At 58.3% G+C, this 12,731-nt stretch carries 12 protein-coding genes and 2 pseudogenes; 8 read left to right on the top strand and 6 right to left on the bottom strand.

What is annotated here, in order from left to right:
* Positions 1-791 precede the first annotated feature (791 nt).
* From GSQ88_RS35145 to GSQ88_RS04190, 7 genes are all read left to right on the top strand, one after another.
* Positions 792-1,037, top strand: a complete 246-nt coding sequence (locus tag GSQ88_RS35145) for a hypothetical protein (RefSeq protein WP_210253740.1) — start codon at positions 792-794, stop codon at positions 1,035-1,037.
* A gap of 131 nt (positions 1,038-1,168) precedes the next feature.
* Entirely contained in the window at positions 1,169-1,840 is a 672-nt protein-coding gene (locus GSQ88_RS04165) for a hypothetical protein (protein ID WP_159006134.1), read from the top strand.
* The gene (locus GSQ88_RS04170; protein WP_159006135.1) at positions 1,818-2,429 is read left to right on the top strand and encodes a hypothetical protein; all 612 of its coding nucleotides are present in this window, start codon (positions 1,818-1,820) and stop codon (positions 2,427-2,429) included. Before GSQ88_RS04165 ends, GSQ88_RS04170 begins: the two co-directional genes overlap by 23 nt.
* An 84-nt stretch (positions 2,430-2,513) precedes the next feature.
* On the top strand, positions 2,514-3,809 hold the full coding sequence (locus GSQ88_RS04175) for a glycosyltransferase (RefSeq protein ID WP_210253741.1): 1,296 nt from the start codon (positions 2,514-2,516) through the stop codon (positions 3,807-3,809).
* Between the two features lie 308 nt (positions 3,810-4,117).
* The gene (locus tag GSQ88_RS04180) at positions 4,118-4,996 is read left to right on the top strand and encodes a glycosyltransferase family 2 protein (protein WP_159006136.1); all 879 of its coding nucleotides are present in this window, start codon (positions 4,118-4,120) and stop codon (positions 4,994-4,996) included.
* Positions 4,997-5,119: 123 nt separating this feature from the next.
* The gene (gene gmd, locus GSQ88_RS04185; RefSeq protein ID WP_174247911.1) at positions 5,120-6,211 is read left to right on the top strand and encodes a GDP-mannose 4,6-dehydratase; all 1,092 of its coding nucleotides are present in this window, start codon (positions 5,120-5,122) and stop codon (positions 6,209-6,211) included.
* A 153-nt stretch (positions 6,212-6,364) separates the two neighbouring features.
* On the top strand, positions 6,365-7,498 hold the full coding sequence (locus GSQ88_RS04190) for a glycosyltransferase (protein ID WP_159006137.1): 1,134 nt from the start codon (positions 6,365-6,367) through the stop codon (positions 7,496-7,498).
* A gap of 452 nt (positions 7,499-7,950) precedes the next feature.
* Here the strand turns inward: GSQ88_RS04190 and tnpC are convergent.
* The 4 genes and pseudogenes from tnpC to GSQ88_RS36125 form a co-directional block, all read right to left on the bottom strand.
* Positions 7,951-9,476: pseudogene (gene tnpC, locus GSQ88_RS04195) on the bottom strand (IS66 family transposase); the annotation flags it as partial.
* Positions 9,477-9,597: 121 nt separating this feature from the next.
* Positions 9,598-9,945, bottom strand: coding sequence for an IS66 family insertion sequence element accessory protein TnpB (tnpB, locus tag GSQ88_RS04200; RefSeq protein WP_038975078.1), 348 nt, complete (start codon positions 9,943-9,945; stop codon positions 9,598-9,600).
* Entirely contained in the window at positions 9,942-10,139 is a 198-nt protein-coding gene (locus GSQ88_RS04205; RefSeq protein WP_159006138.1) for a hypothetical protein, read from the bottom strand. Before GSQ88_RS04205 ends, tnpB begins: the two co-directional genes overlap by 4 nt.
* Positions 10,140-10,178: 39 nt before the next feature.
* Complete coding sequence (locus tag GSQ88_RS36125) at positions 10,179-10,340, bottom strand: transposase (RefSeq protein ID WP_159006139.1); 162 nt, start codon at positions 10,338-10,340, stop codon at positions 10,179-10,181.
* 106 nt (positions 10,341-10,446) lie between these two features.
* Here GSQ88_RS36125 and GSQ88_RS04215 point away from each other — a divergent pair.
* Positions 10,447-10,685 (top strand): annotated as a pseudogene (locus GSQ88_RS04215) (IS3 family transposase); the annotation flags it as partial.
* 99 nt (positions 10,686-10,784) lie between these two features.
* Here the strand turns inward: GSQ88_RS04215 and GSQ88_RS04220 are convergent.
* Both GSQ88_RS04220 and GSQ88_RS04225 read right to left on the bottom strand, forming a co-directional pair.
* Positions 10,785-11,201, bottom strand: coding sequence for a hypothetical protein (locus GSQ88_RS04220; protein WP_159006140.1), 417 nt, complete (start codon positions 11,199-11,201; stop codon positions 10,785-10,787).
* 942 nt (positions 11,202-12,143) lie between these two features.
* Positions 12,144-12,731: IS630 family transposase (locus GSQ88_RS04225; protein ID WP_246735054.1), on the bottom strand; the 588-nt coding region annotated here is incomplete at its 5' end.

Here is a 12,731-nt window from a genome sequence, read left to right on the forward strand (position 1 = left end):
CCAAACTGCCGTCTCATTGTCAGAGTATTCATCTAAATGCAATGAAGATAATCGCAAACGCCACCGCGGTCAAAGGATCCAAACTGAGCACAATCGAGGTGCTATTACTGCGATGATGCCCCAGAGCCGCGGCACAAGTTTCCCTCTGCTTTCCACCAGTCATTGCGACCGAGCAAAAGTCGAAAAACTCACTGCGGTCGGCTGTTCAATACGCTCCTATCGCAGATCAATTGACCTGCAGTCTTCTAAGGTTGAACGACGGATGCGTTCCCCACCATGAGTTAACGTCATTCTTTTCCAGCCGTTGCCCTCCATTATCATTGTTCTGACGGCTTTTTTGTTGATGATCTGGCCCGGCTATGGGCTGTTGCGTTTGCTCGAACATGGCGGCCACCGATGGCCTGCCGCGCCACTCGCCGCACCGGCGGTGACGCTTGCGCTGTGGATCATCGTCCTGTCCGGGGCTGCCTGGGCCTCCATACCCCTTCACCGAATCTCTGGCGTGGTCTGGATAGCGACACTGCTGCTTGGCGGGCTCGGTGTCGCCCTGCAGATCTCGGTGAGGCGACGGATCGCAGTTGATGCGAGGGGGCAGAGAACTGCTGCTTTGGGTAACTGCAGCGTTGCTGCCGTTACGTTTGATGCCAGCGACTTTGCGCCACGGCCTCGGCTACTCGTCAATTCGACTGATCCCGACCTTGATCGCATATGATGGTAGCATATACCTGTCCGCGGGCGCGCGCGGCGCCGAGGGCGGACCGTCTGCGCTTCATCAATATGCTTCGCGTCTAATGAACACGCGCAACACATCGTCAGCGATTCTTGCACATCTCGCAATCGGACTCGGCGGCGTCAAGGCCGACCATGCGGTGACACTCTTCTGTTTGCTGGTGCTGTTCGCAAACGTCAGCGCGTTAAATGGGTTTGCGCGCACCGTATTTGGGCGCGCCGAACCGGCGGTCGGCCTGGCGTTGCTGGCCGGCGTGGGCTGCCCGCCGATATTGTTTTTGCCGGCAATTTCGACCAGCTGTTGCTAATACCGCTATTGCCGCTGATCGCCGCCTGGCGATACGGGCCGGTAGCGGCTTCGGGCGGGGGGGGCGCGGCATCTTGATGGGCATACTAATCAGCCGCCCTGTATGCCTATATCGAACTGGCGTTTCTCGGCGTGATCTTCGCGTTCGCTTTTGTCATTTCGCCTGGTAACGACCTTCGCCTCTCACTTGGCCGGGCGGTCCTGGCCGGCTGCGTTGCAGCGCTGGTCGCCGTGGTACTCACCTGGTCCGGACTCGACACCTTGCTTCGGATGCTGGCCAGTCAATATGCCATGGCGAGCGGCGCCGTTCGGCCCGGGGAAGGATACTTTCCGGGTCTCGGATCGCCGTTGCGGCTCCCGGCAGCCGTGTCGGCACTCGGAGGCGAGTTTGCCCACATGCGATGGATCGGCGTGCCATGGATGATCGGCGCGTTGCTCAGTGTTGTCACTCTGGCAGGCGCCTGGTCGGAGCGCCGTCGCTGGACGGTCATATTTGCCTTTGCGGCGATTGCCGCCGCTTTCATCGATTTTGCGTATCGGGAGCACTACAGCTATGGCGCCTGCAAAATCGCTAGCATCAATATCTGGATAATCGGCTTTCTCACCGTCGCCGGCGGTATCTGGCTTGCGGAATGGGCCACCACGGCTGTCCAAATGGGTGACGATTGTGGCTTTGATTGCTTTCATACTGTTCGTCGTCACGCCGGACCGCACCATCGTGCAAGCCAATGTGGTCCACTACGAACACAATGCGCTCCAACAGGCCAAGTAACGCGAGGCCTTGGCGATCGATGCGATCGTTAAAGATGAGCCGACACTGCTCTCAGTGCGCGACGACGTGGCCAACGAATGGGCCGTATTTTATCTATCGGACCCACCCCTGTTGATCGCCCCCTACCGCCGCTACATGGCGCAGGAACATGTGATCCCGTTCATACGGGCGCAAGGCGAGTTTGCGACGGCCAAGCGTACAGTCTGTGGAGCATCGACGACCCCAATTGGGCAATCACTGCGGATATCAGCGGAATCTAACCAGGCGACCTCAGGCTGGGCGGTCCAAAAACGCGAGTTTTTCGTCGTGACTGCGCGGGGTGGATCCGCTACCCTCACGGCGACAGCGCAGGCGGGACCGCGGGCCGTGCCCGGAAGCAGTAACTTTCACCTTGCGGTGGAGGATGCCGCCGGCTACCACCAAACCACGCTTCAATTGGGGAGAAACCGGCTTTTGGTCAACCTTATCGCCCGCAGAGCGGCTGTCGCGATAACGGTCGAGGAACCCGTCACCGGTTCTGTTCCCAGCAACGGCAATTTACGGCCGATAGTCTTGCGTTTGACCTGTTACGAGATTGAGCGCTACGGCGAGAGCCAGCGCCGATCCGCGGGGCCTCTGTAACATCTGGCGGCCTTCAATACGGCCGCAGGGCTAAACCCGCGCCAGCTGAGGCGCCAAGTTATTGATCGAACGAGGATTATAGGCTTGATCTCCTACCCACCGAAGAAACTACGTACGATAGTGGTCGATTTGACGCCCGTGCTCCCAGGCGGAGAAAATGGCGGAGCCAAAGTTTTTGTGCTTGAATTGTTGCGCCGTCTCGCAGAGTACGCACCCTTAACCCAATTCGTGCTGCTGACGCAGACGAACGCACACGAAGAACTTGCGACGCTCGACAGTGCGAATGTCCGGCGTTTGGTGGTGCTCGGCAGCGGGCCACGATCTTTGAGAACTCAGAGGAAAGAAGTTTTCTCCGGCGTCCTGGCTCGTTTGCCGGGGCGGCTAAGACGGGGCGTTGCGCGACTAGGGTACGCATGGCTAACTCTTTCGAAGCGTAGCGGATCCCGGTCTCTGCTACGGGATCTTAATGCCGATTTACTGTTTTGCCCATTTACGGCTCCCACGTATTTCAAATTGAACATTCCGACCGTCTGTGTGATCTATGACCTTCAATACAAGACCTATCCGGCATTCTTCTTGCCCGAAGACGTTGCGCATCGCGACCGCACCTTCATCGAAGCCGTTCGCCGATCCACCGCCCTGGCTGCCATATCCGACTACTCGCGGGACGCCGCCATCGCCGAAGGAAAGCTTGATCCGACCCGTATCAAAACGATCCATCTTCATATTTCCCGGCACAGCCTGCGGAATGCGTCAAGGGATGAATCCATCCTGGGCCGACTCCGACTGGTAAAAAGAAAATACCTGGTCTATCCAGCGAATTTCTGGAAGCACAAAAACCATGAAATGTTGCTAACGGCGTTCGGGATGGCCCGCCGCAGCGGGCTCGCCGACGATATCCGTCTGGTCTGCACCGGCTCGCCAGGAGCGCGCCAACAATGGCTGATCGAGGCGGCGCGCGGCCTCGGCCTGGAAGACTATGCTCTATTCCCCGGCTATCTTGCCAACGCTGAATTGCTCGCGCTGGTGACAAACAGTACTGGCGTTATCTTTCCATCCCTCTACGAAGGCTTTGGCCTGCCCATCGTCGAAGCCATGGCTACTGGAGTGCCGATTGCCTGCAGCAACGTGACTTCGTTGCCGGAGGTGGCGGGTGACGCCGCGATTCTGTTCGATCCGCGGATCCCCGAACAGATCGCGCACGCGATAGTCTCCCTCGCCCATGACAAGAAGCTAGCCGCACGGCTCGTCCGCGCCGGCGATTTACGCGCCTCAAAATTTTCGGATTCAAAGCTTATGGCAGAACAATACTGGGAACTGTTTCAGTACGCTGCTGGGGTATTCAAACATTCGAACGTCGGCCTGCATAACGATGGGTAAGCCGGATCAGACCCGAAATTGCGAATCGCGCCGTTGCTAGCCGCTCGGACGCTCGATCTCGAAAATAGCACGTCCTGGTAGGGTACCGATCGATTGCATATCCGAAACCAAGAGCGAAATGACGAGATCAGCGTATTGCGCGGTCGCAATGGGTCCGTTTCGATCGGTCCGCCTCCCGTCGTGAACTACTTCAGCATTGAAATCGACGGAAACGGCGATCAGCGGAAACTGACGGCCGTGTTAGTAAAATGTGAGAGCATGAGTACTGATGGCCAGCGCCAAATGCCGTTCTCGAAGAACAACCTGGCATGAAAGTCAGTGTCGTGACCCCCTCCTACAACCAGGGCCAATTCATTCGACGCACACTTGAAAGCGTCGCCACGCAAAGCGGCGCCGAAATTGTGCACGTCGTTTTCGATGGCGGCAGCACCGACGACACTCTCGACGAGCTAAAGCGTTTCGGCCAAGGTGTCAAATGGATCTCGGAGAAGGACAAGGGACAGACCGATGCTGTTAACAAGGGGATCCGTGCAACCGACGGCGAAATCATAGGTTGGTTGAATTCGGACGATATCTACTATCCAGGCGCAATCGCGCGCGTCGTCGCGTTTTTCGAAGCCCATCCGGAAGTCGACGTGATTTACGGCATGGCCGATCATATCGACCTGAACGACAATGCGTTTGAGTCCTACCCCACAGAACCATGGAGTTTCGCACGTCTGAGGAACACATGTTTCATCTGCCAGCCCGCAACTTTTTTCCGAAGACGGGTTGTCAATAAGCACGGTCTGCTCGATGATAATCTACGCTTTTGCATGGACTACGAGTACTGGTTAAGATTGGCAAAGGCGGGCGTCAAGTTCGCCTACCTGCCGGAAATGCTGGCTGGCTCGCGTTTATATGCCGAAAACAAAACGTTAGGATCTCGTGTGAAGGTGCACGCTGAAATTAACGACATGCAGAAGACGCTGTTCGGTGAAGTGCCCGACCGCTGGCTCTGGAACTATGCCCATGCCGTCGTTGAGGCGAGCGTCGATCGCTCAAGATCACCGCGTTGGTTCGACCTGTACATGCTGATCGTAGCGATGAAAGCAGCGATGCATTGGAATGCGCGAATTGTACCGGTGATGAAAACTAGTCTTATTGACCGCTGGCGCCGTTTCCGAAGTCACTCGGGCCGATGTTGATTCATGCATGGATCTGTCCTAAAAGGCCGAAACAGCAACATTCTCTCGACTTCCATCCCCCGCTTCGAGTAGCGCTTCGCCCTGGCGAAACGTCTTTCGCCTGCATCAAGAGATTTTTATTTCATGATTAAAAAGACAGCATTGATTACCGGGGTTACCGGCCAGGATGGCGCTTATCTCGCCGAACTGCTGTTGACCAAGGGCTATTCAGTTCACGGCATTAAGCGGCGGACGTCACTCATCAACACCGATCGTATCGATCACATCTACCATGATCCGCATGAAAAGGGGTTAGATTTCACCTTGCACCACGGTGATCTCACCGATTCCTCAAGCCTCATCAGAATTGTAGAAGAGGTGAAGCCGGACGAGATCTACAATCTGGCGGCCCAGAGCCACGTCGGCGTATCGTTCGAGGAGCCGGAATACACCGCCAATTCCGACGCGCTCGGCCCTCTGCGTATTCTTGAAGCCATGCGTATTTTAGGATTGGAAAAGAAGTCCCGATTTTATCAGGCGTCCACCTCTGAACTCTACGGCTTGGTGCAGGAAACGCCGCAAAAGGAAACTACTCCATTCTATCCGCGCTCTCCCTACGCCGTTGCCAAGCTTTATGCCTACTGGATCACTGTCAATTATCGCGAAGCCTATGGCATTTACGCCTGCAACGGAATCCTGTTCAACCACGAATCACCGTTGCGCGGCGAGACATTCGTTACCCGAAAGATCACGCGCGCGCTCGCACGTATTAAGCTTGGTCTCCAGGAACGCGTGCATCTTGGCAATCTCGGAGCAAAGCGCGATTGGGGTCATGCGCGCGATTACGTCGAGATGCAATGGCTGATGCTGCAGCAGGAAACGCCTGAGGACTACGTGATCGCCACCGGCGAACAGCACTCTGTACGGGATTTCGTCAATCTTGCTGCCGAGGAGGTCGGCATCACGATCAGATGGGAAGGCAGTGGGATTGAGGAGAGGGGCTATAATACCGAGACCAGCCAATGCATCGTCGCAATTGATCCTCGCTATTTTCGACCGACGGAAGTCGAGACGTTGCTCGGTGACGCTTCTAAAGCCAAGCAGAAGCTGGGTTGGGTGCCACAAACCTCATTCCGCGAGCTTGTAAGCGAGATGATGCGCGAGGATTTGAAACTGGCGGAACGTGACGAACTCGTGAAGCGGCATGGCTTTCGATTCTTCAATCGCCATGAATAATGAATGCGTGCGTGCCCCTTGGACAAAATGCTCGAGCGATCGACTTGACAACACGAGGACGCCGTAAGGCACTCAGGACACGCTAAGGCAGTATCTACACGAAGTCACCTGCCGGCCCTTCAGCCGCTCCCACAGCGATCAGAGCCGAAATCCTTGCGCATCCTTCACGCTTACAAGATCTATCGACCCGACATCGAGGGAGGGATACCCGCAGTGATGTCCAGCCTTGCACAAGCCTTCGATGAACACACCGCTCATACGGTCCTCTCCGCGCGGCGTTTCGGTGCGGCACGCAGTTACACTCTGGACGGTGTTCCCGTCGAGGCCGTAGCCTCGCTCGGCACGCTGTTTTCCACGCCGCTGGCGCCTGGTTACATCCCGGCTTTCATGCAGCTTGCGCGGTCGGCCGATATCGTCATTCACCATGCACCGCTTCCGTTGAACGATGCAGCGATCCTGTTCGGTCTGCCCGACGACGTGGCACTCGTGATTTACTGGCACGCCGACATTGTCGGATATCCGTTGCTCAAGCGCTTGGTCACCCCGCTAATCCGCATGGCGCTGGCGCGTGCCGACCGCATTGTCGTTTCGGGTCAACCCATGATTGACCATTCGGAGTTTCTCAAACCTCACGCCGAAAAATGCGCGGTTCTTCCCTACGGAATGGATCTCGATTTTTGGCGAGCGATGGATCCCCATGATAGCGCAATTGCCGAGCAGATGCGATCCGAACGACCTCGCCACATTGTCGCGCTCGGACGTCTTGTCAGGTACAAGGGCTACGATGTGTTGATCCGCGCGATGCGGGGCATCAATGGCTGCGCAACCATTGTCGGTGAAGGTCCGCTACTCGCCGAATTACGGAAACTTGCCACCGAGGTTGGCGTCTCCAATCGAGTCCGCTTTTCTGGTCGCCTGACCCGCAGCGAAATCAAGCTGCTTTTCCATTCCGCTCATGTCTTTGCATTTCCATCTGTGACCGAAGCGGAAGCATTCGGGATCGTCCAGATCGAGGCAATGGCCGCAGGCCTTCCGATCGTGAACACTCATCTGGCAACGTCCGTTCCGCTGGTTGCACGACATGACAAGGAAGCTTTGACTGTTCCACCGAATAATTCCCAGGCGCTGGCGCTGGCGCTGAGCCGCATTCTCGACGACCGCGCACTAGCCCACCGGCTCGGCGCCGCGGGGCGGGAACGGACGATGAATGAATTCGATCAATCCGTCTTTCGTGCCCGAATGAACGTCATCTATGAAGACGCCTTGCGAGCGCGCAGAAAGAATTGAATGGACAACCTGAACTGCTTTTCTGCTCGAGCGATCCGTATCATCCCATCGAGAAAACTGTCGCCGCAAATCGCTAATTTTGCGAATCCATCAGCTTCATGAAGGCTGGAGTCGAAGCCCGGTCCTAAGACGTTGAAGCGCTGAAAGCGGCCTCGATTGTCACTCGCGCAGTGGCTGCCGCGGCGCTTGCTCAATAATCCGAAGACCAGATCGAGCACCTGAACCGCGACCGCTTTGGTCCGAGCTCGGAGCGCAAAACGACGGCGTCCGGCGTATCCAGATCATCTTAGCCGGTGATTCCCACCAGGGTGCAGCGAACAGGTAAGAACTGCCCCCAATCGGTCGAGCAGGGTGACGGCGCACTTTCTGATGACGCTGGCTGTGATCCGTACGCATCCGGCCAGCACTCCAGGCAGCGCGATGGTCTGCCGCGAAGCGCTTAGGCAGCGACCGGCGGCCTTGGACTGTTGGTTCGCCTTCCAATTCCAGGGAAGGAGATCAGCGACCTTGTTAGCAGGGTGATCTGGAAGGCGGGCGAGCACGTCGGCAAGCCAAGCCTGGGGATCGACGTCGTTCATCTTGCAGGTCTCGATCAGGGTATAGACGGCGGCGGCACGATGGCCGCCAGCATCTGAACCGGCGAAGGTCAATTCCTTCTCCCGACCGCCACACCTCGCAACGCTCGTTCGGCGGCGTTGTTCGTAAGACAGACGCGGCCATCGTCGAGGAAGCGGGTGAACGCTGCCCAGCGGTTGAAGAGGTAGTTGATCGCTTTGGCGGTATCGTTTTTGGTTGAGAGTAGCGCTCGCTGCTGGCGCATCCAGATTTCAAGGTCGGCAATGAGCGGCCGCGATCGTTCCCGGCGCACGGCAAGCCGCTGCTGCGGCGTCTGGCCGTTAATGCTGCGCTCGATCTCGAAGAGCATGTCGATACGACGCACCGCCTCGCTGGCGATTGGCGCCTCTCCCTGTTTCACCAGGTCGACAAACTTCCTCCGGCCGTGGCTCCAGCAGGCCGCTTCAAGGATCGGAGCCGGCTTCCTTTGAGCCTTGTAGAGCTGGTTGTATCCATCAAAGGCATCGGCCTGCATGAGGCCCACATAGCCGGCAGGATGGCCTTGCGGATGCTCCCCGGCACGACTGCGCGAGTAATGGAACGCTGCCGCCGGTGGGTCTTGACCGCCAAACGGCCGGTCATCGCGAACATAGGTCCAGATCCGGCCGGTGACAGTCTTGAGTTTCGCCAGTACAGGCACCGTCGTGTCATCAGCGTGGATGCGTTCCGCGCTCATGACATGGGCCCGGATCGCCTCAATAATTGGGGCGAGCGCCACCACGCAGGCGCCGACCCGATCCGCCAGTGTCGAGACATCGATCTCGATCCCCTCCCGAGCGTAGGTCTTGCTCTGGCGGTTCAACGGCTGATGCAGCAGGAACTTGTTGACCAGCACCATCGCCAACAGGCTCGGTCCGGCGAAGCCACGCGGGATCGGATGGGAGGGCGCCGGCGCCTCGGTAATCGCCTCGCAATCCCGGCAGGAGAATTTCTCACGGACGTGCTCGATGATCTTCCAGCGCCGCGGCTCGCATTCCAGGGTCTTCGAGACCACCTCGCCAAGCTTGTGCAGCCGCCCACTGCCGCATTTACCGCAGGCGCAAGGCGCGGGTTCGACGATACGTTCGACCGGTAGGTTATCCGGCAGGGGACGTCGAGGCGGCCGCGGATTTTGCGCGCGCTTCTGCTTGGCGGCTTCTGGTTCCGCGATCTCGGCCTTGGTTTCCTGCTCGGCCTGGGTCTCTTCAAGATCCTCGATGGCCAGCTCAAGCTGCTCGACCAGCAGCCTGCCGCGTTCAGAAGATTGCCCGAACTGCTCGCGCCGTGCCTTGGCCAGCATCAGCTTCAGCCGTTCGATTTCCAGGCGGCCGACGGTCACTTCACTCTTCGCCAGCGTCAGCTGCTCGCGCTGCGCAAGGATCATCGCGTGCGCAGCGGCAAGGTCGGTGGGAAGCGGATCGGAGGGCGTCGTCACACCGACAAATCAATCATATTCGCTGTAAAAAATCCCGCCGGATTTCCTTCGTGAGTCAAAAAGCGACAGCTTAACCGGAAGCCTGCGGACGCCAGGTTGCCTGCGGCATCCGCCAGTCAATTCCGGACAGGAGGTAGGATAGTTGCGCAACGCTGATCGTGACAACGCCGTCCGCCAGGGATGGCCACAGAAAGCGGCCGCGCTCCAACCGCTTCGTGAACAGACACGCACCCTGGCCGTCATGCCAGATGATCTTGATCAGGTCGCCGCGGCGGCCCCTAAAAACATAGAGATCACCAGCGTGCGGATCTCGCTTCAAGCCCTCCTGAACCAGACGCGCAAGGCTCGGGAATCCGCGGCGCATATCGGTATGGCCAGTCGCAAGCCACACCCGCACATTGCCCGGTATCGCGATCATCGGCGTTCAAGCACGTCGAGGACCCGCGCCAGCGCTTCCGGGTCAACCTGCGCATCCACCCGGATGCGCCGCCGGTTGCCAAGATCGATCTCGATCAGTCCGTTCCGGCCGGCCGGTACCTGCCGTATCCGTCGGTCATCTTCCGAGGCTGGCTTCAAATGTTCTTCAACCGCTTCCGCGGCCGCGATCTGCACTGGCGCAAAACGCGGTCCTACCTGCTCAATGGTTCGAGCCTACCGGCGCCAGGTGAACACCACGCTCGCCGCAACGCCATTGCGGCGGGCAACCTCCGTCACCTTCGCCCCTGGCTCCAACGTCTCCTCGACGATCCGCGCCTTGTCGTCCCGCGACCAGCGCCGCCGCCGCTCCAACCCACCCAAAACCTCGACCCGCATCGCCTGATGACCTTAAAGCTAGACTTAAGGTCACACGCTTCGCGAAATACCATGCCTCAGACAAGACGGCGCTCGTCGGATGCGTACACCGGATGCTAACTCCGAAGCTGACCGGAAGATGATGCGCTACCGGTCGTGCCGGTCGCCAGACACTGAACTGCGCGGCCAATTGCACGAGCTTGCCGATGCCTGCCAGCGGTTCGGTTATCGCCGGCTCTTCGTCCTGCTGCGGAAGCTGGGCGAGCCGTCCGGGGCTGCCGGATCTACCGGGAGGAAGGTCTTACCGTGCGCAAGCGCCGGGCCCGCCGCCGCGCCGTCGGCACAAGGGTGGCAATCCTGCTCGAGGGGATCCGGCATCCAAACGCCCACGCGGATGCATTCAAGTGTGCACGCTTATGAAAGCCTTCGCACACGCAAGGTTTGCCTCGCGTCTTTAGAGCGATATTACCGCTTTACGCACAGGATCACGGCGATCGGGGCGGGTCCACGCGGAACTCGTGCGGTGCAGCTTGCGCCCTTATCGGCCAGCAATGTCGGGCTCTCGCTCAACGATCCTGCCGCCGGTATGCAGGTCGCGCTCACGACCATTTCGTCAGTTTCGCACATCGCCGGCTTTGCAGCGCTGCTGTCGGTGGATGATCGGACAACTCGAAACTGAGGAAGGGACGACTCGCTGGCTTTTGCGTCTTTCCCTGGAGAGCCAGGTGGGCCTTGGGGTCCGGGCGAACCGGCGGCGCCATTAGCACCGGCGTCACCTTTATCGCCTTTGTCACCTTTCTCACCCTTGTCGCCATTCATGCCGCAGCCGCCCAAGGCTAAAGCAAGCGAAATAGCAGTCACCAGAACCAATTCTTTTTTCATTGACCGCTCACGTCTGTAATCTTGATCTGAAGGCTCGTCAGGAGGGCATATCCGTAGCGTCGTTTGCCGCCCGGCACAAGGCGCGCCGCGGACGACAAAGGTAAGAGATCTGTGTGCTGACCGGGCGGGTACGGCCCCGTGTATTCGCGCGCAACAAGAGCAATCTCTAATCCAACCTTAGGTTCCCGCTAGCCGCATCGGCGCGGCAGAAGGTATCCGTAGACCTAGTCACCTGCATTGCAGAACGCCGGACCGCCTCACTTGAGGCGGCCTATGATTGATGGTTATGGTATTGTTGCGTGATGCATTGGTCGGACAGCGTAGACAAACGCGATTTTATATACTGGCCGTCTTTTCCAGCGGCATCTATGCCGTAGAAGACAGAGTACGTGAGGCGCTTGGCCTCGTCCGACGCTGAACTCCGGATACAAACCATCCATGGTTCTAAGGAATTCGAAGGTGCTTGAAGAAGACCAGTTATTTCGATGGGGTTAGCAAAGTGAGAATCTCTGATGCCAGCGGCGATCCCCGCATTCAGTTGGGTCGCGTCGGGCTGCGGCCTCGCTTCCGGTGGCGCTACATCGAATGAAGAACACGCCCCGACAAGTAGACAAAGAAACGGGATCAAAACGGTTCGCATGGTATCCATAGTTCTACGGAGTGAATTTTATGGGGCGGGATCTCGCCCAGGGCCGCGCCCCGGCGCTTGCTTCTGTGCCGTGCGTCACTGGGCAGCGTGATATATGTACACACCCCAGACATTAAAAATCTAATGCTCTTCCGGGTCCGGCTCGTGTCGCCAGGAGGAGGCTAGTCCGACATGCTGAAGTCATGCTTACACATCCCTGTCTGGTTATTGGGTCTGTTTCTCAATATTACTGGGTTGAGCCGGAAGTACCGCTCGAGTCACGCTGGTGTCCCGATTCTGAAGTCGGCTTCATTCTAGGCGTTTGCGGCGAGTGTCCGAAGGCAAAAGCGTTGGATGCTGGCCAGGATGTCGTCGGCGGTCTTGGTCCAGCGGAACGGTTTGGGATCGGTATTGGTGGCGTCGATGTAAGCCTTGATCGCTTTTTCGAGCTCGGCGACCGAGCGGAACACGCCCCGTTTCAAGGCGCGCTCGGTCAGCAGGGCGAAGAAGCGTTCGACCTGATTGATCCATGACGCTGAGGTTGGCGTGAAGTGCACATGCCAGCGCGGGCGCTTGGCGAACCAGTTACGGATCGGCCTGGTTTTGTGGGTTGCGTAGTTGTCCATGACGATGTGAACGTCGAGGTTGGCCGGCACGTTGCGCTCGATCTCATCCAGGAATTTGCGGAATTCGCTCGCGCGGTGGCGGGCCATGCACTTGCCGACGATGGTGCCCGCTTTCACATCGAGCGTCGCGAACAACGATGTCGTTCCGTGCCGCTTATAATCGTGCGTGCGCCGCTCGGCCGTATCCCTCCGCCAAAGGCCGTCTTGTTTGAGGGACGCGAGGGCTGCAGGTCCTAGGGGTAATCCTAGGAGAAGCGCTATGACGATTTCGCGGGC

This window comes from Bradyrhizobium sp. S69, from assembly GCF_009766005.1.
Taxonomy (GTDB): domain Bacteria; phylum Pseudomonadota; class Alphaproteobacteria; order Rhizobiales; family Xanthobacteraceae; genus Bradyrhizobium.